Raw genomic sequence first — 25095 nt, 5'->3', positions numbered from 1 at the left:
TTATATCCCAGAGTGATTGGAACTGATATGCGTCCCGAGCAGGAGTACCTTCCTTCGGGCTGGCGAAAGATAAATGATAATCACTACCAGTTACAATCACCACGCAGTGTAAACGATTCACATTTACACAACTTTAACCGGCGATGTGAATTGACGCTTAACGTGGGGGAGAAACAATCAGAACGTGTGGAGAATGGGAGTGCGTAGAAAAGAAAAAAGCCCGCTTAGTTTCCTAAGCGGGCTTCTTAAATTTGGCTCCTCTGACTGGACTCGAACCAGTGACATACGGATTAACAGTCCGCCGTTCTACCGACTGAACTACAGAGGAATCGTTTGAACGAGGCAAATAGTAGCTTCACGTTCCAAAAGAGTCAATGATAAAAATAACACATTGATTCAAGTGATTAAATTAAACCCAGCTTGCTGCATTAATGCACCGTATTTCCCTTAGATGCCGCAATGTTTTCACTCTCACGTAAGCGTAACAGTGGATCCTGGCCATAGAACTGGCAAAACCGATGATAAAGCGAAGGGAAACGAGGTGCGAAAAGCTCAGGCGCACTGAAAAAATACTCGGAAAGCACGGCAAAACATTCGGCCGGTTCCGAAGCTGCGTAAGCATCAATGCTGGCGGCATTTTCACCCACCATGTCAATTTCATCCTGGATGTTGTTCATTGCAGCCTGGAGATCGTGCTCCCAGCCTGCAACATCGCGCAGCGCTATTAACGGAATACCGCTGGCACGGTCGCCATTACGCATATCCAGTTTATGCGCCACTTCGTGGAACACCAAGTTAAACCCGGAAGCATCGAAGGAGTCTTGAACATCAAGCCAGTTGAGAACGATTGGCCCCTGTTGCCAGCTTTGGCCGGATTGCACGACTCGCTGGTTATGCACCAGGCCAATGTCATCTTCCCATTCATCATCTACGACAAAAGGGGCAGGGTAGATGAGGATTTCGTGAAAGCCATCCAGCCACTCAATGCCAAGTTCAAGTACGGGCAGGCAGAACAGTAACGCGATACGTGCACTTTTCAGATCATCAAGCTCGAACCCTTGCAAAGGCACCAGCCGTTTTTGCTGTAGAAAACGATCGGCAAGGCGAACCAGTTTTTCTTGCTCTGGGTTCGTGAGTGTTGCCAGTACCGGAATGGCTAAAGCCTGCTCCCACGGCAACGCCGCGACAGCTGATGAATCACTTGATTTCCAGGGCCACTTAATCATGTTACTCGCTCGCAAAGTCAACTCTTGAACGGAAAGCTACTATACCGTGACTGTGAAAATGCCGCACCAGGGGGGCACATGGCAGCGACCAGAACAGGGCCGCTGGGAAAACGGCAGCACCGTATCCTCTCTGAAATTATTCAAACACTTACTGCTATTTCATTCAACGACGGGGGTCACAGTTGAGCGGGGGATAGGTTAATTATTTAATTTTTGAATGGTTTGATGAATAAAAGGTTGTATTTGATATGTGTGGGATGGGGTTTGAGAAGCAATAAAGCCCGCACGAATGCGGGCTTTGGGGTCAGGCATAACAGAGGGATGAGACTTAGAACTGGTAAACCATACCAACACCAACGACGTCATCGGTAGAAATACCCGCTGTGTTGTAGAAGTCGTCATCACCATCCAGCAGGTTGATTTTGTAATCAACATAGGTGGAGAAGTTTTTGTTCAGGTAGTAGTTCGCACCAACAGAAACGTATTTAACCAGGTCTTTGTCGTTCCAGTCGCTGTTTGGTGCATTGTCGTGAACCAGGTCTTTACCTTTAGATTGCAGGTAAGACACTTCTGGACGCAGACCGAAGTCAAACTGGTATTGTGCAGTCACTTCAAAGTTCTGAGTTTTGTTAGCGATGTAAGCATCGCTATCACCAAATGGAGTCATGTTGCGAGTTTCTGCATACATCGCCGCCAGGTAGATATTGTTGGCGTCATATTTCATACCAAAAGTCCACACATCTGCGTTTTCACCGCCAGCCAGGGAACCAGTCTGTTGTTCGTTGGTACGATCAGAGGATGCATATGCTGCACCGGCGCTGAAGCCTTCGCCAAAATCATAAGTGGTGGACAAACCGTAACCGTCACCATTCTGGGTTTTGATGGAGTCATGGCCGTTGTTAGTTCCTTCCTGGTCAAATAAGGCGTTTGAGCCTTCGTTTGCGCCCTGGTACTGAATAGCAAAATTCAAACCGTCAACCAGACCGAAGAAGTTAGTGTTACGGTAAGTTGCCACGCCGTTGGTACGGCCTGTCATGAAGTTATCGGTGTAGGTATAAGAGTCACCACCAAATACTGGCAGCATATCAGTCCATGCTTCTACGTCGTACACAACTCCGTAGTTACGACCGTAGTCAAATGAGCCATAGTCACCAAATTTCAGACCTGCGAAGCCCAGGCGAGTAGCGCTCTGGTTGCTGCTGTTTTCAGTGTTATTTGCCTGAACGTTGTATTCCCACTGACCAAAACCAGTCAGTTCAGAATTGATCTGAGTTTCGCCTTTGAAACCGATACGAATATATGTTTCGTCGCCGTCGTCGCCAGCATTGTCAGAGAATTGATGACGAGCATCAACCTTGCCATACAAATCCAGTTTATTACCGTCTTTATTATATACTTCTGCCGCGTGAGTCGCGCCCATTGCCAATAATGCTGGGATAACTAATGCCAGTGCAGTTCTTTTCATTTGTATATTCCTTTAATTCATCATAATTATAAATAATGAGTTGTATTACGTCCTCGTGAATCGTACCAATGTTATTACAGGTAGTTCATTTTTTTTATAATTAAACATGTAACTGAGTTATTTGAAATAAGACAAAATGTTTCACGATAAAATTAAGTTATTTCATTGTTTATTAAGCATTTTTGTTTTTATTTAAGATGTTTCCAATGTGTTTTACTTATGCTTCAAATGCATTGATATAAAAATTAAATTCATTGTTTTAATATTGATTAAGCACTTGTTTAATTGCATTTTAGAATAACATTGTTATTTAAGTTGTGATTAATATTCATTTCATGAATGATAAATAATCACCAGTATAAAAATAGACTGATTGATAAATGATTTGATGTTTGTTTATTGTTAATTTCTTGCAAGCATAAATGATGCTTCCAGTAAATTAACAATCATCCTAATTAAAAAGTAGAGTTAGTCCTGTCAATAAAAGGCAGAAATGTGATAAAAATCACTTACAGGAGATGGTTACCCATCGGAATACACAAGCTATTGAATTGAGAGTGTTATGTCAGACGTTATGGATGCGAAACCGACCCGTACACCGGGCGGGAAATTGGCGCTGTGGTTGTTTTACGGATTTTGCCTTTACACCTTTTGGGCTATGTTGCGTTACTTTTGGGTTGTCAGCGATGTCACTGGCGGTGAAATGGCATCGCTCGGTGGGAAATTGCTCGGCGCGCTGATGGGTTTTCTGGTGTTGGGAACCGTGGCGGCTTTACTGGGCGGACTTGCATGGTACACACGGGCCCGGTGATTAAAAACGTGCCAATGTGGGCTGTTAACGCTGCTTAACTTGCTAATTTTGTGATCTTGTACTCATATTAAGTACCGGGTCCAGCTGCGAAGTGAGGAGTACGTATGCCGATAGCCCACTGGCAAGAACGTTTTGAAGAGTATTTGCAACACAACTGGTTGCAGGACGATAAAGCCCACGATGTGGCTCATTTTCGCCGTGTGTGGAAAACATCCCAGCAGATCATGGAAACCACCGAAGCCGATCGCCTGGTGGTGCTGACCGCATGTTATTTCCATGATGTGGTCAATTTGCCGAAAAATCACCCGGAACGCCATCTCGCTTCAACGCAGGCTGCACAAGAAACACTGCGCATTCTGGACACACACTTTCCTGATTTTCCTCACCCGCTCTACGATGCCGTTGCTCATGCGGTGCGTGCCCATAGTTTCAGCGCCGGGATTGAGCCTCAAACGCTTGAAGCGAAAATCGTGCAGGATGCAGACCGACTGGAATCACTGGGCGCGATTGGTCTGGCGCGAGTTTTCTACACTTCCGGTGCATTGGGGCGGCCTTTGTTTGATAGTGAAGACCCGCTGGCTCGTGGCCGTGAGCTTGATGACGCCACCTACGCTCTCGATCATTTCCAGAAAAAATTACTGAAACTTCCCGACACCATGCAAACCGAGGCGGGGCGTGCCCTGGCTCGCCATAATGCTGACTTCTTAGTGCACTATATGGCGAAGTTGTGCGCTGAACTGAAGGGGGATTACTGCGGAATTGAGCAGGATGTTGTTCAGCAATTCACCGCTAAATAACCTCCAGTTTAAATTAATGCGATGCCCGCATGGCTTGCGGGCTGTTCTGGATTTTCTCTGGGTCAAATCAGTGATAAGGTTGCACTCTATTTTCCCTGCACTGGTTCATGATGAACGACTTTGACGCAATTGCTGAACAACTCTCACAACAATCACTCCGCCAGCAACAATTACAACTCGAAGAAGACTACGCGTTAGTGAGCCATATTCTGGAAATCTATGACCAGAAAACAGTGGCCCTTCATTTACGCCAGGTTAGCGGCGACTGGACACGTGAATCGCTAAACCGCTGGTATAACCGCAAATCCTCCCCGCGTACGTTAACGCCAGCCGAAAGCGAAATGCTGCAAAACATGCTGCCGTCACCGCCTGCTCATCATGGGAAATATGCTTTCAAGTTTGTCGATTTATTTGCCGGAATCGGCGGCATTCGCAGTGGTTTTGAAGCGATTGGCGGGCAATGTGTCTTTACCAGTGAATGGAATAAGCATGCGGTGCGTACCTATAAAGCCAACTGGTATTGCAACCCGGAAAGCCATCAGTTCAATCAGGATATCCGCGATGTCACCCTGAGCCATCGGGATGATGTCAGTGATGAACAAGCCACTGCGCATATTCAGGCAACTATGCCGGATCACGATGTGTTGCTTGCCGGTTTCCCTTGTCAGCCGTTTTCTCTGGCAGGTGTCTCGAAGAAGAATGCGTTAGGTCGGGCGCATGGTTTTGCCTGCGAAACGCAGGGCACGCTATTTTTCGATGTTGCTCGCATTATTGACGCTAAACGACCGGCAATTTTTGTGCTGGAAAACGTTAAGAACCTAAAAAGCCATGACAAAGGTAACACCTTCCGCATCATCATGGAGACACTCGATAACCTTGGTTATGAAGTGGCTGATGCAGCCGTTATGGCAGCGGGTGACCCAAAAATTATCGACGGGAAAAACTTCCTGCCACAACATCGCGAACGTATTGTTTTGGTTGGTTTCCGCCGTGACCTGAATCTGCATAACGATTTCACGCTGCGCAAACTGAGCGAGCTGTATCCGCAACGCCGCCCAACCTTTGGCGAGCTACTGGAACCGACGGTTGATAGCAAATATATCCTGACGCCAACGCTTTGGAAGTACCTCTACTATTACGCGAAAAAGCACCAGGCGAAGGGCAATGGTTTTGGCTATGGCCTGGTCGACCCAACTAATCTGTCGAGTGTGGCTCGTACGCTATCTGCGCGTTATTACAAAGATGGCGCCGAGATCCTTATCGACCGTGGCTGGGATATGAGTGTCGGCGAAAAGGAATTTAATGATCCCGAAAATATGGCTCGTCGTCCACGCCGTTTAACACCGCGCGAATGTGCGCGACTGATGGGCTTTGAAGCGGTGCAGGGAAATTCGTTCCGTATCCCGGTTTCGGATACTCAGGCATATCGGCAGTTTGGCAATTCGGTAGTGGTGCCTGCGTTTGCGGCAGTGGCTAAATTACTGGAGCCTGTAATAAAACTTGCCGTTAAAAAGCGCTAACAATCCCTCCGATTAATTCCATGTTGTCGGGTAGCATCTCGCTTACCCGACCCATGACAGAGGCTGGTTACTATTCTCAATGACTGCTTTTTAATTTGTTTTTCTCAATGCTGATTCCATAGCGTGCGGTGATAATACCCGTCTGGAATTCCATCGTTTTTATTTGTTCGTAAGCGTCATTACCGTCTTTGGTGTCCATATCCAGTAAGTGTGCGCTCAGTGCCTGAATGAGTTCGTCGCCATTACCTTTACGCTGATAGTCAGCCCCTTCCATACAGGAGATAGCAGCCAGGCGGTCAAACCTCTGCAAATCTTCCGACAGGAAAGCCGTCTGTGTCATTTTTGCGCCAGTTTTATGTTCCCACTGGTGAATGATTTCACTACGAAACTGTTTGGGTGCCAGCGTTTTGCAGTTCGTCACAATGTCGGAATCGAGCGGGCCGGTTTGCAAAAGGGATACAGTCTGCCCATTCAACACGTCATTCCAGTGCGTGACATAATCATGGGCGATATTACCTTCAGCACCCGCAGCGTAAGAATTGAATGCACTGCATAACAGTAATGCCGGGACGAATAATGCTTTGTATAGCTTCATATTATTGTCTTAAACAAGCCCGTCGTGGGCATAAAAAAGTTAATGATTTCGGCTTTTCAGAGTGATTGTTGGGAAATATTAAATAATAACAGTGGCATCTGAGAAGCCTTCAAAAGGAGTCCGAACAAAATGAATGTCAGAGCCGCTTTGAAACGAGAGGTGATAAAACAAAGATGATTAAGAAGTTAATAAGTTCGTATAATCAAAAAAGGTGTTTTTACATGCTGACAAAACAACAACATTGATGTTAACAACTTAAATTTATCTTCTTCATAATAAACCTTGCTGAATATAGATTGCCATTTTAGCCACGCATAGGAAAGTTGAAATTATTTCACGGGCGTCTGAAAAACAAACAACTAATATAATATTCTTATTGTATACATGAGATTAGGAGTTGTTTGTATTATTGTCAATGTCCAAAAATACACATAATCCATATGGTGGTGCTCAGTATAAATATACAATAGTGAGTTTGGTATTTATTGGTGAATTGTGTTACCTGGTCGTTGCTGAATATTTATATGAATGTACAGGTAATGAACAAATAAAAGGAAAAACCATCACTGCTTAATAGGCTCACAGACTTGAATCAGGGCATGCATGCCGCTACTCTGAATTATTAGCAGCAGGAGGGCATATGGTCGATGTGCACAGTAAGGCGGTTCGCAGTAAGAATATGCGCGCAATAGCCACGCGTGATACTGCCATTGAGAAACGTCTGGCCGAATTATTGAGCGAGAGCGGCTTTTCCTTTCGCGTACAGGATCCGTCGCTTGCCGGGCGCCCGGATTTTGTGATTGACGAGCATCGCTGCATTATTTTTGCACATGGCTGTTTCTGGCATCATCACGACTGTTACCTGTTCAAGGTTCCTGCCACACGTACTGAATTCTGGCTCGAGAAAATTGGCAAAAATGTCGAGCGCGATAAGCGCGATATTAGCCTTTTATTAAGCGAAGGCTGGCGGGTACTTTTAGTTTGGGAGTGTGCTTTGCGCGGGCGTGAAAAACTCAGTGATAACGCATTGAGCGAACGGCTCGAAGAGTGGGTTTGTAGTGGCGGGCATTACGCGCAAATTGATACTCAGGGAATACAGGCATTAAGTGAAAACGGGTGGCGAGCGCCACCCGAATAAAAGATCACTTTTCTATTTCACACGCGGTCACCACCGGCTTTGGGGGCAGCAGATATTTCCCCAGTGTGACCAGCACAACCGCAAAAATAATCACACCCAGCGCCAGCCATTCCACCGGAGATAAACTCTCCCCGGCAAAACCGGTTCCCAGTAACACCGCAACCACCGGGTTGACGTAGGCGTAGCTGGTGGCAACAGCGGGTGCGACATTACGAATCAGGTACATATACGCACTGATCGCAATAATCGAGCCGAATAAAGAAAGATAAGCCACCGCCATAAAGCCTGCGGGTGTTGGCATCGCGGTGAGGCGTTCACCGGTCAGGGCGGATGCGGCCAGCAGTACAATCCCTGCGGCGAGCATTTCAACCGCGCCTGCCATCAAGCCGGTTGGCAATTCAATGCGCGAACCGTAGACCGAGCCAAACGCCCAGCTTAATGAACCAATCAGAATTAACATTGCGCCCCACGGGTTGCCGCTCAGGTTTCCACCACTGTTGAGCAACACGATCCCCGCAAGTCCAATCGCGATACCGAGCCATTCCAGTTTGCGGGTTTGAATCCCGAACAGGCGGCTAAAGCACAAGGTAAAAAGTGGCACCGTTGCAACCATTACCGCAGCAATGCCGGATGGGACATGCTGGTGTTCAGCCACGGTCACAAAACCATTGCCGACGGCCAGCAATAACACACCAATCAGCGCGGCGTTTAGCATTGGGCGCATAGCGGGCAGCTTATGGCCACGCAGTAATAAAACGGCCATTAACAGCACACCCGCGACCATAAACCGGACTCCGGCCATCATAAATGGCGGCCAGCTTTTCACGCCAATAGCGATGGCAAAATAGGTGGAACCCCAGATGATATATAACGCAAATAGTGCAGCAACCAGTGGCAATAACTGACCAGAACGAACGCGCATGTTTCCTCTCTTTACCCTTCCTGCAACTCGAATTATTCAGGGTAACTAACGCTAATAGAGCTAATAGTTAACGTCAAAACTATCTTTCTGGCGAGCATTTTACTTGTTGGCGGAATGTTAATTTCCGTTGACATATGAGTTTGATTTTCGCCAGCGGACTTTTGTTCCATACTGTTAAGCAGACAAACAAAAAAGGATGCTCATTTTGGCTGGAAGTAGCTTGCTCACGTTGCTGGATGATATCGCCACCTTACTGGACGATATTTCGATGATGGGAAAACTTGCGGCAAAGAAAACCGCCGGGGTTTTGGGTGATGACTTATCACTTAACGCACAACAAGTATCAGGGGTTCGGGCAAATCGTGAATTGCCGGTGGTGTGGCAAGTTGCGAAAGGGTCGGCGATCAATAAGCTGATCCTCGTTCCTCTGGCGCTTATTATAAGCGCTTTTGCTCCCTGGGCTATCACGCCGTTGTTAATGATTGGCGGTGCATTCCTGTGCTATGAAGGCGTTGAAAAAGTGGTTCACACGCTTCAGGCGCGTAAGCACAAAGAGACAGCGCAAGAGCGCCAGCAGCGGTTAGATGATATTGCCGCGCAGGACCCGATGGTTTATGAAAAAGACAAAGTGAAAGGCGCGATTCGTACCGATTTCATTCTTTCTGCTGAAATTGTGGCGATTACCTTAGGTATTGTGGCTGATGCGCCGTTGCTCAACCAGGTTTTGGTGCTGTCGGGGATAGCATTGGTGGTCACCGTCGGGGTTTATGGTCTGGTCGGGATTATCGTGAAGCTCGACGATCTCGGTTTTTGGCTGGTAGAAAAGACCTCGGTTATCGCGCGTGGCATCGGTAAAGGCTTATTAGTGTTGGCACCGTGGCTGATGAAGTTCTTATCGGTCGTCGGGACGCTGGCGATGTTTTTGGTAGGTGGCGGTATTCTGGTGCACGGCATTCCTGTGCTGCATCATGCTATCGAAAACTGGGCGCTGAAGGTGGGAGGAGCCGTTCATTTACTTGGGCCAACCGTGGCAAATCTGATTATCGGTTTTATTATCGGGGCGATTGTTTTGCTGGTGGTTAATGGCATAAGTCGTCTGCGTGGGCGCACAGTTCACTAATTTTTTGCGTAAATTTGCCTGGTTTGCCAGGCAAAACACCAGGTCATTGTCTATAACTGTAGAAGTTTTCACCCCTGAACAGGAGGCAGTTATGGTCTTTGTGGTCAGCGATGAAGTCCAACCTAAGAATGGTGGCCCAAGGATGATTGTTACCGGGTTTTCCAGCGGTATGGTGGAGTGTCGTTGGTATGATGGTTATGGTGTAAAGCGCGAGGCCTTCCGAGAGGATGATCTCGCCCCTCTGGCAGCAGGGGGACTCTCGCAAGGATAAGTCTGAAAGGCCTGGTCAAATGACCGGGCCTTTTTATTTCCTGAATCCCTTTCATTTTGAGAGTAATATAATTGCCATGAATATATTTACCCTTAGTAATAATCCTTAGTGGTCATGTATTCTCTACGTATAAGAACCGTCCATGGCTGATGAGCGTCATGGCAACGGCAGAATTGATAGACCTTTAGAAGATTGCAGTTTCAGGGAGAGTGTCAGTGTTTGGCAATGCATTTCAGTGCGTCATTAGCCGCTTCAAAAGTCCGCAGAAGATCGTTAATCTTTGTTTTATCGTGGTGTTTTTGTTCTCCACGGTACTGACATGGCGAGAAGCTGTGGTACTGGAAGGGGCCTATGTTGCAAACCAGCGCAATAGCCTTGATAACGTCGCCACCTTGCTTGATCGCCAGCTCCAGCACAGCATTGATAATTTGCTGTTTTACCGCAACGCTATGCTCTATGCGCTGGAATCTCCCATTTCGACCGACCGAACGCGTAAATCGCTGGCCGATTTTGATACGTTTCGCACCCAACCTTTCTGGCAATTGCGCCTCGATTTGAACCGCAGCTTGCCGATGAGCGGCGTTTCTGACGAATTTGTCCGCAACAGTCCGTTGCTCGATCGTGATGACCAGACGCTTCACTCAGAATTAAGCTCGGCGCTGGAATTAAGCTACATTATGCGCCTTTCGGACCGCTCCGGAACGTTACAGCAGCGCATGTTCTATGCCTCACGCAGCGGGTTCTTTTTGACGAATACGCCGCCTGCGAATGACCCGAATATTGTCTCGCTTTATTATCGGCTGATTGCGCGGCCCTATTTTTATTCGCAGTCGCCAGAAAATAACCCTAAGCGTGCCTTGAAGTGGGCGCATACCTTCAATGCAGGCGCGACAACCGGGCAAATTGTCACAGCGTCGGTACCACTGGATTTTAATGGCCGTTGGTATGGTGTGCTGGCGCTCGAATACCCCATCAACTCACTGCATAACTTTTTGCAGCAAGCGAAGTATGATGACCATGAAGGCACGGTGTTGCTCTACGATAACGAGCTCAACCCTATCGCCAGTTCGCTGGAGCACATGCCGACGCATTCGTTATTCACTGACCCACAACTGGCGCGCATCGCCAATGTGGTCACGTCTGCAAAGCAAGGTGCGCAGGGTGAATTGCGTATGGACAGCCGTTTTATCACTTGGGCAAAACTCAACAACTTTGATGGCCTGCTGGTAAAAGTTCACACCCTTGAAGAGGGCGTGCAGGGCGAGTTTGGTCGCATCAGTATTGTACTGACCGTGCTGTGGGTATTGTTTACGCTGATGATTTTTGCATCCTGGATAGTGATTCGCCGCCTGGTTAATAACATGTTTAGCCTGCAGCAGACGCTCTCCTGGCGGGCGAATTACGACACGTTAACCCGGTTGTACAACCGTGGTGCTTTCTTCGAAATCGCCTGCAAACTGTCGCGTGAATGTGAGCAACAAGGGCTGCCTTTTTCGGTCATTCAGATGGATCTCGACCTCTTTAAAAGCATCAATGACAGGTTTGGTCACAGCAGTGGCGATAAAGTCCTGACCCATGCGGCAACCATGCTGAGTGATGCGTTTCGTACCGGGGATGTCGCCGGGCGTGTCGGCGGAGAGGAGTTCTGCATCGTGTTGCCCGACACCACACTTGAAGAGGCGACAAAAGTGGCTGAGCGCATCAGAGTGCGCATTAACAGTAAAGAGTTGCTGTTAAAACAGGGCAATACCGTGAGGATCAGCGCATCCTTTGGCGTCAGCAGCGCTGATGAATTTAGCGATTACGATTTCGAGCGGCTGCAAACCTACGCCGATCACCGCTTGTACAAAGCGAAGCAAAACGGGCGTAATCAGGTTTGCCATCACGATTAAAAGGCTGACTCAACGGGGGATGAAGTGATCAAGTCCCTCTTTCCAGCCTTCCGGGCCATAGCTCTGACTGCGGTAAACGCGCTGAGGACTGTCGTTTTGTAGCGTCATCGTCTGGCGACTGTAGCCTTTCACAATGACGGCGTAATCGACGCTATCAAGCAATAACGCGTCACTTGGGCTGTCGCCAAGCCCAATCGTGATGCGTTGTTTCCCATCGCGTTGCCTGAATTGCTCTTGCAGCCAGTGGAGTGCTTTATCTTTACCCGCCTGCATATCCAGCACATGCCAGAATCGCCCACCTTGTAATAGCACCAGACCGAGCATCATCAGCTGGTCGCAAAATGCCGTCATCATTTCATCGCTGTCACGCCAGATTAAGGTTTCCGAGGCTTCATTAAGCTTCGCGAGACTCGCTTGTTTGCGCGTTAGCCCGGTCAGCTCGCAAAGGGTGCTTTCGTCGACATCCGCAAAACAGGTGAACTTAAAGCCAAATTTTTCACGCAGCTTGTCCAGAATCGAGAAAAGTTCTTCGTGATGAATCCCGGTCAGCAGGCGGGGGTAGTCCTCGCTGTCGCTCCAGCGCGCATCAAGCTGAATGACCGCACCGTTTTCTGCAATGAACGGCTGCCCGGTTAATGAGAACTCATTTTGCCAGTCAATGATTTCAGCCGCACTTTTCGCGCTACACAACACCAGCGGGATCTCATGTTGACGCAATATGTTGATCCAGGGGCTTGCGGCCTCCCAACGGTAGGAGTGATGCTCCAGCAGCGTGCCATCAAGATCAGAAATAATTAATAACGGATCGTGCAGACTCGGCATGATGCTTCTCCTGAAATAAAAATATTAAGGGCCAGGTTGGTTAGGAAAAATCTCAATTAAATTCATCAGCTAATCATTAATGAGTACTCGCATTGAAGTCGAAAACCGCCAGTACCGGGGGATTGCGCTTCGTTTAAGACTGCCTATAGCGAATAATTTAATATTCATAGAATGAATCATTTCATTGTTTTGAAATAAATCTGAGGTATGGTGAATGCACGTCAGACTTCCTGATGTAACGAATTTTCAAGTGCTTCTTGCTTACGCAAGTTTGATCCCGGCGTTCCTGCCGGGATTCTTTTATCCCCTGCAACTCGAATTATTTCGCGTATGTGATCTAGCGGTTCACTTCGTTCACACTAAAATCATGGATATCCAGTTCAAACGCTTCCGCTAATTCGGAGTAGGTATGCCATGTGCGCCCATCGATACTGACTCGATGCGGATCGTCGCTATCACTCGCACGTGTCACTTCACTTTCGCTAATCTCATTGATGGCCGCCAATAGCGCATCGACATCGATACGTGTGGTTTCATTGAGCTCTTTCGCGGTCTTCATGCAGTCGTCCTCCAGGCTGTACCCGTGTTTAAGTATAGACGCTTAACAAAATGCATAACCTTGCGCATCATGCGATGCGAATGAGTCGTTTTTGTTCTACACTGGCACAAAGAAACCTGAGGATTTTTGTTATGAATATCAACGATCGCGTCACAGTAAAAACCGATGGTGGCCCGCGTCGGCCAGGCGTGGTGTTAGCTGTCGAGCAGTTTAGCGAAGGGACAATGTACCTCGTGTCGCTCGAAGAGTATCCGTTAGGGATCTGGTTCTTTAATGAACTGGGGCATCCCGATGGCGTTTTTGTCGAACGTTCTGAGTAATCTATTTCAGGTGGATGTCGCTTGCGCTAATCCACCCTGCAAAATTGTCTCAACCGCGCAGGTCGGATTAGCGTAGCGACATCCGACATTAACCTGACGATTAAGCTTTAGCGTAAATTAACAAAAATACCGTTCGTGACATTATCGGTAAGGCGCACCACATGATAAATGACCTGTTTATTATGTGTTTTTATCTTTCGTTTTATATTTCCTTTGTGCGACGACACCGTTTTGGCTTTGATATTCATCTGGTCAGATATTTGAATAGTGCCTTGCCCGGACATCCACATTTTAAGCATGCTGGACTCAGTCCGGCTTAATGATAACGTGGGTAAATTAATATGACCGATACAATGCGCATTTTTTGCTAAATATTCAGAAAGTATTTCGTCCAGCGATTCTGGTTTAATCGATTTAGAACTGATAAGCAGATTATTTCGTACTAATAAATACTCATCGAAATGAACATTCGCTATTGCCATAAATACCAGAAATAACGTGCTGGGATGTTGATTAATGATCTGCTTGATGCGCTCGCTGCTCTGAGCGTCATGGATGAAACAGTCTTCATTAATAAACACCACATTAGGCGTCTGGGACTCACAAGCAAGCGCTAATGCATCTATCGTCTCTACGTTGGTCATCTGTCGTTTTCGGATGCCACGGCTGGTTAAATAACCTGTTAATCCCAGTCGGGTATAACTGCATAAGTCCATAATGATCGTTGACATAACATCCCCCACCTGTAATTAAGTATTTTTAGGCGTACTCACTATCTAGTAAAGTTATGTATAATTTGCTAAGAATGTTCCCAAAGTAAAGTGAATGTTACGTTATGTGAGATAGCTAAAAGCATATAAGCCGCACCGGATATATCCTGGTGGATGTTATTTAAAAAAGTTTTTAGGAATATCCTTACGAAGGCTATACAAACAATGTGGAATTAAGTTGCAGGTATTTCGCTCACAATATCGGAGAGCAAATTAAAGACTTCGCCAAATAAGTGTTCAGCGAACGGGGCCATTAACGGAATTAATGCAGCCATCACTAACATGCCCACTGCCAGCGTCAATGGGAAACCAATCACAAACACAGAAAGCTGTGGCGACATTCGGTTTAGCAAACCCAGGGCTATGTTCAGCGTGAGGAGCAGGGTGATTAACGGCAATGCCAGCATCAAACCATTGAGGAAGATTAAACCGCCAGCCCGCGTGAGCGCCATAAACGCGTTGCTGTTAATGGGGTTACCGCCGATTGGCAGAGTATGAAAAGTATCGACCAGCATCGAAATAAGCCATAAATGGCCGTTAAACACCAGAAACAGCAGCATCGCCAGCATGTCCATAAAGCGGGCGAGGACCGGCATATTCAGGCGGCTACCTGGGTCAAAGAAGGTGGCGAAAGAAAGCCCCATCTGCAAGCCGATGATTTCACCTGCGGTACGAATTGCGGCAAAGGCAAACTGCATGGTGAAGCCCAGTGCAATGCCAATCAGAATTTGTTGTGCAGCGAGCCAGAACCCGGCGGCGGAGAAAATCGTCACATCGGTTGCCGGAAGTGTGGGGGCCACTATCCAGGTGATCATCAGCGCAAGGCCAACTTTCACCTTTTTGGAAATAGAGCGTTCACTCAGAATTGGTGCTGTCGAGATCAGCGCCAGAATACGAATAAATGGCCAGAAACCCATACTTAATAATGTGAGCCACTGCCCGCTATCAATATGAATCATCCAATGTTCATCGGAATGTTCGTCAGCAGCGTGCGCATATAATCCAACAGCAGATTCAGCATCCACGGCCCTGCAACGATAATAGTGACAAACACGGCCAGAATTTTTGGAATAAACGACAGCGTCATTTCGTTTATTTGGGTGGCGGCTTGCAACATACTAATTATCAGACCGGTGACCAGCGCCACCATCAATAATGGGGCGGCGAGCGCCAAAGCCACTTTCATCGCTTCGGTGCCCATCATCATGACCGACTCAGGAGTCATCTTTTTCCCCTCTAACTATAGAAACTTTGCGCAAGCGACCCGACTAACAACTGCCAGCCATCCACCAGGACAAACAACATCAATTTGAAGGGTAGGGCAATGGTTGCCGGTGGCACCATCATCATCCCCAGCGCCATCAGTACGCTGGCGATAACCAGGTCGATAATCAAGAACGGAATGAACACGGTAAAGCCAATCTGGAATGCGGTTTTCAGCTCGCTGGTTACGTACGCCGGTAACAATATGCGCATCGGGACTACTTCCGGCCCTTCCAGCGGCGGGGTATTGGCTAAGCGTGCGAACAGTGCCAGATCCGCTTCACGGGTCTGGCGCAGCATAAATTCACGCAGCGGCTTCGAGCCTTTTTCCAGCGCTTCATCCATCTGGATTTTGTTTTCACTAAATGGCTGATAAGCATCGGTATAAATTTTGTCGAATACCGGCGCCATAATGAAAAAGGTTAAAAACAGCGCCAGCCCAAGCAGCACCTGGTTTGGCGGTGCAGAGGGCGTTCCCAGTGCACTACGCAACAGGCCAAAGACAATGATGATGCGCGTAAAGCTGGTCATCATTAGCAAAATTGCCGGTAGAAAAGTCAGCGAGGTTATAAAGACCAGCGTCTGAACCGGCAGTGACCAGCTTTGCCCGCCGTTAGACATCGGTTGGCTGATCAGGCCCGGTAACTGGGCGAAGGCGGCTGGCATCACCAGCCACAAGCCGAGCAACGAGAAGGGGAGCCAACGTTTCATTATTCTTTCCCGTTACGTTTAAGCAGGTTTTTCATCAGAGTCTGGAAATCTGCCGGTTGAGCGGGTGCTGCACTTTCACTAACCGGTGCGGCAGGCAGCGTGTGCAGATGAGTGATTTGCCCGGCGGTCACGCCGAGCACCAGACGTGCATCTTGCACATCAACAATTACCACGCGTTCACGCGCGCCAACGCTACAACTGGCGCTGACTTTCATCTCTTTGCTGGAGCCTGTTTTCGGTGTAAAGCCAAAGCGTTTTGCCACCCAGGCGGCAAGCAAAATAAAGAAGATAATTGCCGTTAACGCACCGCTCACCTGCACAAGCGGAGATTCAGTGCTGGTGGCCGTCTGTTGCGGCACGGCTTGTTGTACAGTTGCCTGGGTTTTCATTGGCTTAACGGCTCAAACGACGCATACGCTCAGACGGCGTGATGATGTCAGTGATACGCACACCGTATTTATCTGCCACCACCACCACTTCGCCCTGGGCAATCAGGTAGCCGTTGATCAGAATATCCAGCGGTTCGCCCGCAAGGCCATCCAGCGCCACAACCGAACCTTGCGACAAGCGCAGCAGTTCTTTAATGGTCATGCGTGTGCGACCTAATTCCACCGTCAGCTTAACGGGAATGTCCATAATCAGGTCGATATCCTGCATCGCCCCGGCAATGTCATTGCCTTCCAGTGCACGGAATACGCTGTCTGAAGTGCTTTTGGTCGACACTTTTTGTTCGTTCAGCGCATCAGCCCACAGATCGTCCACAGAGCCTGCATTGTCGTCGGACGGTTGATTAATATCACTCATTTGGGCTGTTCCTCGTTCAGCGAATTCAGTATCGGGTTGATCAAGTGTTCGACGCGCAATGCGTACTGGCCGTTAAGCGTGCCGTACTGACTGGTCAGTACCGGAACACCATCAACGTGCGCCAGAATCCTGTCCGGTTTATCAATCGGCAGCACGTCACCAGGCTTCAGTTTTAAAATTTGCGACAGGCGCAGCGGAATGTCAGCGAAGTTGGCAATCAGTTCCAGCTCGGAATGCTGCACCTGGCGTACCAACGTATCGCGCCAGCTTTGGTCTTCCTGACGGGAGTTTTCCAGCGGCGGGTTCACCAGCAGTTCGCGCAACGGTTCAATCATGCTAAACGGCAGGCAGATATTAAACTCGCCGGTCAGGTTGCCAATTTCGACATGGAATGGCGTGTTCACCACGATGTCGTTCGGTGACGTCGTGATATTGGTAAATTTCACCTGCATTTCGGAACGCACATATTCCACTTCCAGCGGATAAATGGCTTTCCATGCGTCGCTGTAAGATTCCAGCGCCAGTTTCAGCATGCGGTTAATCACGCGCTGCTCGGTATGGGTAAATTCGCGGCCTTCCACTTTGGTCGGGAAACGCCCGTCGCCACCAAACAGGTTATCAACGGCGATAAACACCAGGCTTGGTGAAAACACGAACAAGCCAGTACCGCGCAACGGTTTGAGGTGCATCAGGTTGAGGTTGGTCGGTACCGGCAAGTTGCGGGCAAATTCGTGATAAGGCTGAATACGAATCGCCCCAACGGTAATGTCCGGGCTACGACGCAACAGGTTAAACAACCCCATACGGAACTGACGGGCAAAACGCTCGTTGATGATCTCCAGCGCTTGCAGGCGCTCACGCACCACGCGACGCTGGGTATTGGGATCATACGGACGAATGTCGGTTTCGTTAGTGACGCTTGTTGCCGGTGCGTCAGCGTTGTCACTGTCGCCATTTAACAGTGCGTCAATTTCGGCCTGAGAAAGAATGCTATCGCCCATGGGGTTACCGCAAAATAAAGGCGGTATACAGCACGTCGCTGACTGCCTGTTGAGGTTGACCGGCGACAAGCGGTGGTGCCAGGGTATTTTTTATGGCTTCAACCAGCTTCTGTTTGCCTTCATCGGTCGCAAGGGCGGCGCTATCCTGGCGTGAAAACAGCAGCAGTAAACGGCTGCGGACTTCTGGCAGGAATTCGCTTAAACGTTGACGCGTGGCATCGTCTTTCAGACGCAACGTAATACCGATGTACAACACGCGATCCGCATCACCGAGGTTCACGGTGAAGGTATCGAGTGCATAAAATACCGGTGCTGGCGGTGGCTCTGGTGCTTTAGCTTGAGCCGTCGCTGGCTGTTGATGCATACGCCAGTAGCTGTAACCTGCGGTAGCGCACGCTGCAAGAGTGATCAGGACCAGTAACGGCATCCAGATGGAGCGCTTGCGGCCTTTTGGCAAAGCGTTGTCAGTCATATAACGCATCTTTCCTGTATTCGGTACTGCATATTGGGGTGATTATCCCGTGTCTGCGGGCGTTCAAAGGCCCGAAAACAAGGGATATTTGTGACTACCTTTCTCGTTTAGCTTAGGGAACGCGACTCAGGCGAAAATATCTACCGCGTTATTACCTGACGCTAAACGCTGAATGCTGGCAGGCACAGCAAGGGATTCGGCATCACCCATTGACGGGAAATTGCCCCCTGAACGTTGTGCCTGCTGCTGTTGCTGGCCCGATTGCTGTTGCTGCCCGGCAAAACTTTCGCTGCTGATACTGCTTTGCCCCAGCTCAATTCCGCTTTCTGCCAGCGCAATACGCAAGTTCGGCAATGTCGCTTCCAGTGCTGCACGCACGTGGCTGTGAGCTGAAACCATCTGCAACTGAGCCTGGTTATCATCAAGTTTCATGCTGATTTGAATCTGGCCCAGATCTTCAGGATGCAGGCGTAGTTCTGCGGACTGCTGGCCCTGACGCGTAAATAATGTGATGTGCTGGCTCACGGCCTGCTGCCACTCCTGGCTGCCTAACTGGGCGCTGATCTGCGGTGCGACAGGCACGGCAATTTGTGCAGTAGCCGGTGTGGCAACCGTCGCGGTGCTAAAGGTTGGCGTAGCGAGCGCCGTCGCGGTGGTGGTGTTGTTTGCCGCCGCATCACGGTTACCGGTTTCCGCATTATTGACGGTGAATGCTTTCGCATCGGTAAGGGGCTCGTTGGTGGCGAGGGCGTTTTTGGCGGCCGGAGAGGTATCCAGTGCCACCGTTTTATCGACCACCGCATCATTTCCACGGTTATCTGTAGTGACAGGCGTTTTAATGCCGCTACCGGCCAGCAGGGACGTTAGCCCGCTGGTTACACTTATATCTGTCTCAGGCGAAATCACCATTGCGCTGCTGGCTGGTGCTTGTTGAGGCAACATGGCGAATAGCGCGCTCAAGGCCTGCATATCGGCATTACTCAAGGTATGCGTTTGCTCATTTTGCGCATCGACTTGCGCGGTTTTATCTTCCGTACCCGTTTTTTTCACATTGGCGAGCAGGGCAGATAATGCTTCCGGTGAACCGAGATTATCCAAAAGCGATGCGAGCGTTGTTTTTTCATCAACAGCGGCCGTGGCTTTGCCTGCCGTTTTGTCCTGCGCGGTTTCAAGTGGCAGGGTTTTACCCTCACCGAGTGCGAGCTGTCCCGGCAGTGCTTTTCCGAGCAGGCTCAGGAAATCTTCGCCAGACCCTTTTTCAGTGGTCGCGGCACTGCCTGAGCCAGTCGATGTGGTGACATCAGGAGAAGTAATCATCAGGGGCTGTGTCATCATTCTACTTTCCTCAGAGTTGCCCGCTGGGCATATTCATCCATCTGTTTTTGATCGAGTTTGTTTTCGGCCAGCAACACCTGCGCCGCTTTTCTGTCCTGCAATGTGCGCCAGGCCTGCAATCTCTTTTGCTTTTCTTGCCAGAGATTAAGCGCTTGATTGACCTTATTATTCCACTGCAACAACTGTTGGCGGTGCTGGTCGATGGCTTTCTCAAGCGTCTGTATAAATTGCTGATAGTTCTGCCAGCGGTTGCTGGCAATGCCCTCTGCCATGCTGTTATTGAGGCTCGAGCTGTATTCAAATTGATAGTTCATCAGCATGTTGAGCTGTTCTTCTGCCGCCTGGCAGCTGCGGCGCATTTCCCCTAAGCGTACTGCTGCATCTTCGACCTCTTTTTCTGCCAGGTCGCGCAGGGTATCCAGTGCTGTGCTTTGGTTCATTGTTACCTCTCGTCAAGCTTATGTCGGATGGCGCGAGCGCTTATCCGACCTACGATGGGTTATCAAACCGTTGGAAAAATAATCTCCAGTGACTGACACGCCTCTTCCCAGCCGCTGCGCTCAAAAATCCCTTGTTGTAAAAACGCTTCCAGTTGCGGCCACAGCAAAATGGCTTTATCAAGCTGTGGGTCACTGCCTTTGGCATAGGCGCCGACGCTGACCAAATCGCGGTTACGCTGGAAACTGGATAACAATTGTTTGAAATGGCGAACGCGGGCGTAATGCTGATCGGTAATTAATGACGTCATGGCACGGCTGATCGACGCTTCAATGTCGATTGCAGGGTAATGCCCACCTTCTGCAAGACGGCGCGACAAGACAATGTGACCGTCAAGAATGGCGCGTGCGGAGTCGGCAATCGGATCTTGTTGATCGTCACCCTCGGTCAGCACGGTATAAAACGCAGTAATGGAACCGCCGCCAGAAATGCCGTTACCCGCGCGTTCGACCAGCGCCGGGAGTTTGGCAAACACCGAAGGCGGGTAACCTTTGGTGGCAGGCGGCTCGCCAATCGCCAGCGCGATTTCACGCTGCGCCATCGCATAACGGGTCAATGAGTCCATAATCAGCAAGACATGCTGACCACGGTCGCGGAAGTCTTCTGCGATACGCGTGGCGTACGCGGCACCCTGCATACGTAACAGCGGTGAAACGTCAGCAGGGGCGGCAATCACCACTGAACGGGCGCGGCCTTCAGGGCCAAGAATATTCTCGATAAAATCTTTGACTTCGCGACCACGCTCACCGATCAAACCCACGACGATGACATCGGCCTGGGTGTAGCGCGCCATCATGCCCAACAACACACTTTTCCCAACGCCGGAACCGGCAAACAGACCCATACGTTGCCCACGGCCAACCGTTAACAGCGCATTGATCGGGCGCACGCCAACATCGAGAACGTGTTCGATGGGGGTGCGTTGTAAAGGGTTGAATGGAGCCGCACCGAGTGCGCCAAGCGTGGTGGTTTCCGGGGCGGGAAGGCTGTCTAGCGGGCGGCCGCTGCCATCAAGCACACGCCCCAGCAGTGCCGGGCCAAGCGGGAGTTGTTTGCCGCTGTGCAAACCGCCTTCACTGGTTGCGCGTGCGTAAACGCGTGCGCCAGGCAGAATGCCTTCCACTTCTTCAAGCGGCATCAGGAACAGTCGCTGGCCGTTAAAACCAACGACTTCACACTCGATGTCGCGGGAATGCTGCTCGATAATGCAGGTTGCACCCAGCGGTAATTGCAGGCCAGTCGCTTCCAGTACCAGGCCGGTTGCCCGCGTCAGGCGACCATAACGGCGCACCGTCGGCAGTTGCGACATTTTCGCTTCGAAAGTGTCGAGCGAATTGAGCCAGCGAGTCAGGCGCGCAGTCATCACAACACTCCAGGGGCTGCGAGGCGGCAAAGTTCCTGCCAGCGCGTGGCAACACTGGCGTCGAGGTCACCTTCATCGGCTGAGACTTTACATCCGCCCTGATGCAGGCTCGGGTCACCACGCAAACGCCAGCCATGCAGGCTGAGGGTGGCGCCCAACATCTCTTCAACACGTTGCAAATCATCCGGGTGAACGCGCAGTTGCGGTTTACCACTGAACAGCGGTTCTTGCTGTAATAACGACTGGATCTGTTTAATCAGCGCCGTGTTATCAATGCCTTTTGTCTCGCCAATCACCTGGCGTGCGGCTTCCAGTGCCATTTGCATCAGACGCGATGCGATGACGCTGTCGAGCGCATCGAGGGTGTACTGGAACTCGCTCACCAGTTGCTGCATACGTGCATGCACTGGCGCTTGCTGCTGTTTAGCTTCAGCAAGGCCTTGCTCCAGGCCCTGCTGGAAACCCGCTTTGCGGCCTTCTTCTGCACCGGCGACCTGGCCGGCGGCGTAACCTAGCTGGTGGCCTTGCTCATGTGCCTGTATCTGCAATTGCGCAAGCTGCTGTTGTAAATCCGGCTCGCTTTCTTCGGGCTGTTCAGCGCCATCACTGTCTGTATCGGACGGGAATAGCGGCTCGAACGCCTGTGAGGGCGGCGCTAAATCATCAGGCATCCAGATTTTCCACGGCAGCGAGTTAGACATAAGTATCCTCGCTGGTGCCAATCACCATCTCGCCGGTTTCTGCCAGGCGACGAACGATAAGCAGAATCGCTTTCTGTTCGTTTTCCACCTGCGACAGGCGCACCGGGCCACGGTTGGAAAGGTCGTCGCGCAGAATATCTGCCGCACGTTGCGACATGTTGCGCAGGAATTTCTCGCGCAGCGGTTGCTCGGCACCTTTGAGGGCGATAAGCAGCGATTCGGACTCCACTTCCTGCAACAGGCGTTGAATGCTGCGGTCGTCGACTTCGACCAGGTTTTCGAACAGGAACATTTCGTCGATGATTTTCTGTGCCAGCTCGCCGTCGAAGTCGCGAACAGCAGAGATAACTGCTTCTTCCTGCTGCGTTTTCATCAGGTTGATAATTTCTGCTGCCGTTCTCACGCCGCCCATTTTGCTGCGTTTGAGGTTCTGGCCATCGAGCAGGTTGTTAAGCACTTCGGTCAACTCTGCCAGGGCCGCAGGCTGCACGCCGCCGAAGGTGGCAATACGCAGCATTACATCGTGGCGTAAACGTTCGTCGAACAACGCCAGAATGTCGGCCGCCTGAGCGCGTTTGAGATGAACCAGAATCGTGGCGATGATCTGCGGGTGCTCGTCGCGGATAAGATCGGCGGCACTTTGCGGCTCCATAAAGTTGAGCGTTTCCATGCCCGAAGTGGTTTCGCGAGTTTCGAGAATATCTTCCAGCAGGCTGGATGCACGCTCTTCACCCAACGCTTTGATCAGCACCGAACGCAGGTAGTCGTTGGCGTTAATCGACAGCGCCGCATATTGCTCGGCTTCTTGCTCGAACTCAGCTAACACTTCGGTCAGTTGTTTGTTGGAAATCTGCCGAATGCTGGCCATTGCCGCACTGAGATGCTGGACTTCACGTGGGCTGAGGTGCTTGAACACCTCTGCCGCACGGTCTTCGCCAATGGTCATCAACAGAATTGCGCTTTTCTCTGTTCCGCTAATACTCATAGTTCGTTACTCATCCATTGGCGTATCACCAGCGCAACGACGCGCGGATCGTTATCAGACATCTCGCGAATGCGTTGGCTCATCACTTCAGCGCTCAGTTTTTGATTCACTTTGCGTTGTTGCTGCTGTTCGTCTTTAGTCAGGCGGACTGAAACGGCTTCGTCTTCTTCCACACGCTGGCGTTGTGCTTCCTGCTGGGCTTGTTGCACCACTTCTTTGCGCTGAATGAGTGGGCGAACCAGTTTGCGCCACAGCAGCCAGGCAACAATCAGCACAACCAACCAACGGCCTGCGGACATCAGCATTTCGAAGAAGGCTTGTTGCTTCCAGAATGGCAGCTCCAGGCTGGTGTCTTCTGTTGCGCTAAACGGTGAGTTCACCACGTTGAGCGTGTCGCCGCGCTTATCGGAATAGCCCATCGCTTCACGCGTCAGGTTCTCAATTTGCTTCATCTGCTCAGGCGTGAGAGGCAGCGGTTTGCCATCAGCTAGCTGGCGGTAGTTCACGACGACCGCAACGGACAGGCGTTGAACATCACCCACGTTCAGCTTGGTATGCAAAATGGTGCGGTCGACTTCGTAGTTGGTGGTTTCGTCACGTTGCGTGTTACTTGAACCTGTCGGGCTGGACCCACCCATCGACGCCGACTGATTTTGTTGTGGCGCATTCGCCGCATTATTTTGCGGTGGCGTGGAAATAGGCGCGTTATTAGCGGGTGCCGGTTGGTTTGACAGTGCACCCGGCACGCCGCCTGGGTTACGGCCATTTACCTGCTCGCTTTGGTTTAACTGACGAGAGCGGACAGCCGCCTGAGAAGGGTCACTGTTCGGGTGATACTGCTCCTGAGTTTGTTCTTTATTCGCAAAATCAATCTGTGCTGTGACCTGGGCGTGGACATTACCACTGCCAACGATCGGACCGAGAATGGACTCGATACGGCGCTGGAAGCGACTTTCGACATCCATCGCATATTTAAGCTGCGCATCATTCAGGTCGCGGCCTGCGGTATTGGACTGCGTAAGCAGGTGCCCACCTTGATCAACCAGCGTTACGTTGCCAGGCGGCAAGCCGGCGACGGCACTGGAAACCATATGAACGACAGCGCTGATTTGACCTTCATCCAACGCGCGGCCTGGCTCAAGGTTAAGGGTGACGGAAGCAGAAGGGGATTTTTGTTCGCGCACAAATAAAGACGGTTTTGGCATCGCAAGATGCACGCGCGCCGATTTAACCGGGCCGAGAGTTTCGATAGTTCTGGCAAGTTCACCTTCCAGCGCACGCTGGTAGTTAATTTGCTCGCTGAACTGGCTGATACCAAATTTTTCCTGGTCCAGCAGCTCAAAGCCGACCGCGCCACCTTTCGGCAACCCTTGTTGGGCCATGCGTAAACGCAGTTCGTGGACTTTATCTGCCGGGACTAAAATCGCGCTGCCGTTATCCGAGAAGCGATAAGGCACATTCATTTGGGTCAACTGGGTGACGATTGCCCCACCATCCTGATCGGCCAGATTGCTGTAAAGCACTTTGTAATCAGGTGATTTAGCCCACAGCACAAGTGCCATAACAATGGCGATAGCGGCAGCACCGGCGACCATCAGCGGGATTTTAGGATTTGCACGAATGCGGTTAAGCCACTCCTGGGTTTTGTTTTGTGGCGTTTGTGCCTGGTCCGCAGCGGTCATTGAGCGCCTCGTGGCTGGGCATAGACAACATATTTAATAGAAAGAGTGAACA

At 50.2% G+C, this 25095-nt stretch carries 28 protein-coding genes and 1 tRNA gene; 8 read left to right on the top strand and 21 right to left on the bottom strand.

Annotated elements, in window-relative coordinates; translation table 11 throughout:
• Window positions 1-252: 252 nt before the first annotated feature.
• The 3 genes from M975_RS11050 to ompC form a co-directional block, all read right to left on the bottom strand.
• A tRNA-Asn gene (locus M975_RS11050) sits at window positions 253-328 on the bottom strand.
• Window positions 329-428: 100 nt separating this feature from the next.
• Complete coding sequence (gene mtfA, locus M975_RS11045) at window positions 429-1226, bottom strand: DgsA anti-repressor MtfA (protein ID WP_064559297.1); 798 nt, start codon at window positions 1224-1226, stop codon at window positions 429-431.
• Between the two features lie 328 nt (window positions 1227-1554).
• A complete protein-coding gene (gene ompC / locus M975_RS11040; protein ID WP_064559295.1) occupies window positions 1555-2691 on the bottom strand; it encodes a porin OmpC in 1137 nt (378 codons plus the stop codon).
• Window positions 2692-3265: 574 nt separating this feature from the next.
• Between ompC and drpB the strand changes: the two genes are divergently transcribed.
• The 3 genes from drpB to M975_RS11025 all read left to right on the top strand — a co-directional run bounded on the left by drpB (window position 3266) and on the right by M975_RS11025 (window position 5819).
• The gene (gene drpB / locus M975_RS11035) at window positions 3266-3502 is read left to right on the top strand and encodes a cell division protein DrpB (protein ID WP_064559351.1); all 237 of its coding nucleotides are present in this window, start codon (window positions 3266-3268) and stop codon (window positions 3500-3502) included.
• 104 nt (window positions 3503-3606) lie between these two features.
• Window positions 3607-4299, top strand: a complete 693-nt coding sequence (locus tag M975_RS11030) for a phosphohydrolase (protein ID WP_064559293.1) — start codon at window positions 3607-3609, stop codon at window positions 4297-4299.
• A 110-nt stretch (window positions 4300-4409) separates the two neighbouring features.
• Window positions 4410-5819 (top strand): DNA cytosine methyltransferase, encoded by a 1410-nt coding sequence (locus M975_RS11025; protein ID WP_064559349.1) that lies wholly within the window; start codon window positions 4410-4412, stop codon window positions 5817-5819.
• Window positions 5820-5895: 76 nt separating this feature from the next.
• Here M975_RS11025 and M975_RS11020 read toward each other — a convergent pair whose 3' ends face one another.
• Window positions 5896-6414, bottom strand: a complete 519-nt coding sequence (locus M975_RS11020) for a hypothetical protein (protein ID WP_064559291.1) — start codon at window positions 6412-6414, stop codon at window positions 5896-5898.
• 640 nt (window positions 6415-7054) lie between these two features.
• Between M975_RS11020 and M975_RS11015 the strand changes: the two genes are divergently transcribed.
• On the top strand, window positions 7055-7552 hold the full coding sequence (locus M975_RS11015) for a very short patch repair endonuclease (RefSeq protein ID WP_064559289.1): 498 nt from the start codon (window positions 7055-7057) through the stop codon (window positions 7550-7552).
• A 4-nt stretch (window positions 7553-7556) separates the two neighbouring features.
• Here the strand turns inward: M975_RS11015 and yedA are convergent, their stop codons facing one another.
• Complete coding sequence (gene yedA, locus M975_RS11010; RefSeq protein WP_064559287.1) at window positions 7557-8474, bottom strand: drug/metabolite exporter YedA; 918 nt, start codon at window positions 8472-8474, stop codon at window positions 7557-7559.
• A 196-nt stretch (window positions 8475-8670) separates the two neighbouring features.
• Here yedA and M975_RS11005 point away from each other — a divergent pair, with 196 nt between their 5' ends.
• The 3 genes from M975_RS11005 (at window position 8671) to dgcQ (ending at window position 11757) form a co-directional block, all read left to right on the top strand.
• A complete protein-coding gene (locus M975_RS11005; RefSeq protein WP_425339006.1) occupies window positions 8671-9594 on the top strand; it encodes a DUF808 family protein in 924 nt (307 codons plus the stop codon).
• Window positions 9595-9685: 91 nt separating this feature from the next.
• The gene (locus tag M975_RS11000; protein ID WP_064559283.1) at window positions 9686-9865 is read left to right on the top strand and encodes a YodC family protein; all 180 of its coding nucleotides are present in this window, start codon (window positions 9686-9688) and stop codon (window positions 9863-9865) included.
• A 215-nt stretch (window positions 9866-10080) separates the two neighbouring features.
• Window positions 10081-11757: a cellulose biosynthesis regulator diguanylate cyclase DgcQ gene (gene dgcQ, locus M975_RS10995; protein WP_064559281.1), complete on the top strand. Its 1677-nt coding sequence runs from the start codon at window positions 10081-10083 to the stop codon at window positions 11755-11757.
• 9 nt (window positions 11758-11766) lie between these two features.
• Here the strand turns inward: dgcQ and M975_RS10990 are convergent, their stop codons facing one another.
• Together M975_RS10990 and yodD are read right to left on the bottom strand one after the other, a co-directional pair.
• A complete protein-coding gene (locus tag M975_RS10990; RefSeq protein WP_064559279.1) occupies window positions 11767-12579 on the bottom strand; it encodes a mannosyl-3-phosphoglycerate phosphatase-related protein in 813 nt (270 codons plus the stop codon).
• Between the two features lie 337 nt (window positions 12580-12916).
• Window positions 12917-13138: a YodD family peroxide/acid resistance protein gene (yodD, locus tag M975_RS10985; RefSeq protein WP_064559277.1), complete on the bottom strand. Its 222-nt coding sequence runs from the start codon at window positions 13136-13138 to the stop codon at window positions 12917-12919.
• 131 nt (window positions 13139-13269) lie between these two features.
• Between yodD and dsrB the strand changes: the two genes are divergently transcribed.
• Window positions 13270-13458 carry a protein DsrB gene (gene dsrB, locus M975_RS10980; RefSeq protein ID WP_064512068.1) on the top strand — a complete coding sequence of 63 codons (189 nt, stop codon included), beginning with the start codon at window positions 13270-13272 and terminating at the stop codon, window positions 13456-13458.
• 107 nt (window positions 13459-13565) lie between these two features.
• Here the strand turns inward: dsrB and rcsA are convergent, their stop codons facing one another.
• From rcsA to fliF, 14 genes are all read right to left on the bottom strand, one after another.
• Window positions 13566-14189, bottom strand: a complete 624-nt coding sequence (gene rcsA / locus M975_RS10975) for a transcriptional regulator RcsA (protein WP_064559275.1) — start codon at window positions 14187-14189, stop codon at window positions 13566-13568.
• A gap of 212 nt (window positions 14190-14401) precedes the next feature.
• Window positions 14402-15187, bottom strand: coding sequence for a flagellar biosynthetic protein FliR (gene fliR, locus M975_RS10970; protein WP_064559273.1), 786 nt, complete (start codon window positions 15185-15187; stop codon window positions 14402-14404).
• Window positions 15184-15453, bottom strand: a complete 270-nt coding sequence (fliQ, locus tag M975_RS10965) for a flagellar biosynthesis protein FliQ (protein WP_064545507.1) — start codon at window positions 15451-15453, stop codon at window positions 15184-15186. The genes fliR and fliQ overlap by 4 nt, the downstream gene beginning before the upstream one ends.
• 11 nt (window positions 15454-15464) lie before the next feature.
• The gene (fliP, locus tag M975_RS10960; protein WP_064559271.1) at window positions 15465-16202 is read right to left on the bottom strand and encodes a flagellar type III secretion system pore protein FliP; all 738 of its coding nucleotides are present in this window, start codon (window positions 16200-16202) and stop codon (window positions 15465-15467) included.
• The gene (gene fliO / locus M975_RS10955) at window positions 16202-16591 is read right to left on the bottom strand and encodes a flagellar biosynthetic protein FliO (protein ID WP_064559268.1); all 390 of its coding nucleotides are present in this window, start codon (window positions 16589-16591) and stop codon (window positions 16202-16204) included. The genes fliP and fliO overlap by 1 nt, the downstream gene beginning before the upstream one ends.
• A 4-nt stretch (window positions 16592-16595) precedes the next feature.
• Window positions 16596-17006, bottom strand: coding sequence for a flagellar motor switch protein FliN (gene fliN, locus M975_RS10950; protein WP_064559266.1), 411 nt, complete (start codon window positions 17004-17006; stop codon window positions 16596-16598).
• The gene (gene fliM / locus M975_RS10945; protein WP_064559264.1) at window positions 17003-18007 is read right to left on the bottom strand and encodes a flagellar motor switch protein FliM; all 1005 of its coding nucleotides are present in this window, start codon (window positions 18005-18007) and stop codon (window positions 17003-17005) included. Before fliM ends, fliN begins: the two co-directional genes overlap by 4 nt.
• A gap of 4 nt (window positions 18008-18011) precedes the next feature.
• On the bottom strand, window positions 18012-18479 hold the full coding sequence (gene fliL / locus M975_RS10940) for a flagellar basal body-associated protein FliL (protein ID WP_064559347.1): 468 nt from the start codon (window positions 18477-18479) through the stop codon (window positions 18012-18014).
• 126 nt (window positions 18480-18605) lie between these two features.
• The gene (locus tag M975_RS10935; protein WP_064559262.1) at window positions 18606-19814 is read right to left on the bottom strand and encodes a flagellar hook-length control protein FliK; all 1209 of its coding nucleotides are present in this window, start codon (window positions 19812-19814) and stop codon (window positions 18606-18608) included.
• Entirely contained in the window at window positions 19811-20254 is a 444-nt protein-coding gene (fliJ, locus tag M975_RS10930; protein WP_064559260.1) for a flagellar export protein FliJ, read from the bottom strand. Before fliJ ends, M975_RS10935 begins: the two co-directional genes overlap by 4 nt.
• Window positions 20255-20316: 62 nt before the next feature.
• Window positions 20317-21675 carry a flagellar protein export ATPase FliI gene (gene fliI, locus M975_RS10925; protein WP_064559259.1) on the bottom strand — a complete coding sequence of 453 codons (1359 nt, stop codon included), beginning with the start codon at window positions 21673-21675 and terminating at the stop codon, window positions 20317-20319.
• A complete protein-coding gene (fliH, locus tag M975_RS10920; RefSeq protein ID WP_064559253.1) occupies window positions 21675-22376 on the bottom strand; it encodes a flagellar assembly protein FliH in 702 nt (233 codons plus the stop codon). The genes fliI and fliH overlap by 1 nt, the downstream gene beginning before the upstream one ends.
• Window positions 22369-23361 (bottom strand): flagellar motor switch protein FliG, encoded by a 993-nt coding sequence (gene fliG, locus M975_RS10915; RefSeq protein WP_064512055.1) that lies wholly within the window; start codon window positions 23359-23361, stop codon window positions 22369-22371. Before fliG ends, fliH begins: the two co-directional genes overlap by 8 nt.
• The gene (fliF, locus tag M975_RS10910; RefSeq protein WP_064559251.1) at window positions 23358-25043 is read right to left on the bottom strand and encodes a flagellar basal-body MS-ring/collar protein FliF; all 1686 of its coding nucleotides are present in this window, start codon (window positions 25041-25043) and stop codon (window positions 23358-23360) included. Before fliF ends, fliG begins: the two co-directional genes overlap by 4 nt.
• Window positions 25044-25095: the final 52 nt, after the last annotated feature.

This window comes from Buttiauxella brennerae ATCC 51605 (assembly GCF_001654925.1).
Classification (GTDB): Bacteria; Pseudomonadota; Gammaproteobacteria; order Enterobacterales; family Enterobacteriaceae; genus Buttiauxella; species Buttiauxella brennerae.
This window is presented reverse-complemented; position numbering and strand designations above follow the sequence as displayed.

Excerpts from the sequence above, each read along its gene's own strand:
- fliI (WP_064559259.1), bottom strand. The coding sequence starts at position 21,675 with ATGACTGCGCGCCTGACTCGCTGGCTCAATTCGCTCGACACTTTCGAA.
- M975_RS10990 (WP_064559279.1), bottom strand. The coding sequence starts at position 12,579 with ATGCCGAGTCTGCACGATCCGTTATTAATTATTTCTGATCTTGATGGC.
- M975_RS10935 (WP_064559262.1), bottom strand. The coding sequence starts at position 19,814 with ATGATGACACAGCCCCTGATGATTACTTCTCCTGATGTCACCACATCG.
- fliL (WP_064559347.1), bottom strand. The coding sequence starts at position 18,479 with ATGACTGACAACGCTTTGCCAAAAGGCCGCAAGCGCTCCATCTGGATG.
- fliO (WP_064559268.1), bottom strand. The coding sequence starts at position 16,591 with ATGAAAACCCAGGCAACTGTACAACAAGCCGTGCCGCAACAGACGGCC.
- dsrB (WP_064512068.1), top strand. The coding sequence starts at position 13,270 with ATGAATATCAACGATCGCGTCACAGTAAAAACCGATGGTGGCCCGCGT.
- rcsA (WP_064559275.1), bottom strand. The coding sequence starts at position 14,189 with ATGTCAACGATCATTATGGACTTATGCAGTTATACCCGACTGGGATTA.
- M975_RS11030 (WP_064559293.1), top strand. The coding sequence starts at position 3,607 with ATGCCGATAGCCCACTGGCAAGAACGTTTTGAAGAGTATTTGCAACAC.
- M975_RS11005 (WP_425339006.1), top strand. The coding sequence starts at position 8,671 with ATGCTCATTTTGGCTGGAAGTAGCTTGCTCACGTTGCTGGATGATATC.
- fliG (WP_064512055.1), bottom strand. The coding sequence starts at position 23,361 with ATGAGTATTAGCGGAACAGAGAAAAGCGCAATTCTGTTGATGACCATT.
- fliF (WP_064559251.1), bottom strand. The coding sequence starts at position 25,043 with ATGACCGCTGCGGACCAGGCACAAACGCCACAAAACAAAACCCAGGAG.
- fliR (WP_064559273.1), bottom strand. The coding sequence starts at position 15,187 with ATGATTCATATTGATAGCGGGCAGTGGCTCACATTATTAAGTATGGGT.
- M975_RS11025 (WP_064559349.1), top strand. The coding sequence starts at position 4,410 with ATGAACGACTTTGACGCAATTGCTGAACAACTCTCACAACAATCACTC.
- yedA (WP_064559287.1), bottom strand. The coding sequence starts at position 8,474 with ATGCGCGTTCGTTCTGGTCAGTTATTGCCACTGGTTGCTGCACTATTT.
- ompC (WP_064559295.1), bottom strand. The coding sequence starts at position 2,691 with ATGAAAAGAACTGCACTGGCATTAGTTATCCCAGCATTATTGGCAATG.
- drpB (WP_064559351.1), top strand. The coding sequence starts at position 3,266 with ATGGATGCGAAACCGACCCGTACACCGGGCGGGAAATTGGCGCTGTGG.
- M975_RS11000 (WP_064559283.1), top strand. The coding sequence starts at position 9,686 with ATGGTCTTTGTGGTCAGCGATGAAGTCCAACCTAAGAATGGTGGCCCA.
- yodD (WP_064559277.1), bottom strand. The coding sequence starts at position 13,138 with ATGAAGACCGCGAAAGAGCTCAATGAAACCACACGTATCGATGTCGAT.
- fliM (WP_064559264.1), bottom strand. The coding sequence starts at position 18,007 with ATGGGCGATAGCATTCTTTCTCAGGCCGAAATTGACGCACTGTTAAAT.
- M975_RS11015 (WP_064559289.1), top strand. The coding sequence starts at position 7,055 with ATGGTCGATGTGCACAGTAAGGCGGTTCGCAGTAAGAATATGCGCGCA.
- fliH (WP_064559253.1), bottom strand. The coding sequence starts at position 22,376 with ATGTCTAACTCGCTGCCGTGGAAAATCTGGATGCCTGATGATTTAGCG.
- fliN (WP_064559266.1), bottom strand. The coding sequence starts at position 17,006 with ATGAGTGATATTAATCAACCGTCCGACGACAATGCAGGCTCTGTGGAC.
- fliP (WP_064559271.1), bottom strand. The coding sequence starts at position 16,202 with ATGAAACGTTGGCTCCCCTTCTCGTTGCTCGGCTTGTGGCTGGTGATG.
- fliQ (WP_064545507.1), bottom strand. The coding sequence starts at position 15,453 with ATGACTCCTGAGTCGGTCATGATGATGGGCACCGAAGCGATGAAAGTG.
- M975_RS11020 (WP_064559291.1), bottom strand. The coding sequence starts at position 6,414 with ATGAAGCTATACAAAGCATTATTCGTCCCGGCATTACTGTTATGCAGT.
- fliJ (WP_064559260.1), bottom strand. The coding sequence starts at position 20,254 with ATGAACCAAAGCACAGCACTGGATACCCTGCGCGACCTGGCAGAAAAA.
- mtfA (WP_064559297.1), bottom strand. The coding sequence starts at position 1,226 with ATGATTAAGTGGCCCTGGAAATCAAGTGATTCATCAGCTGTCGCGGCG.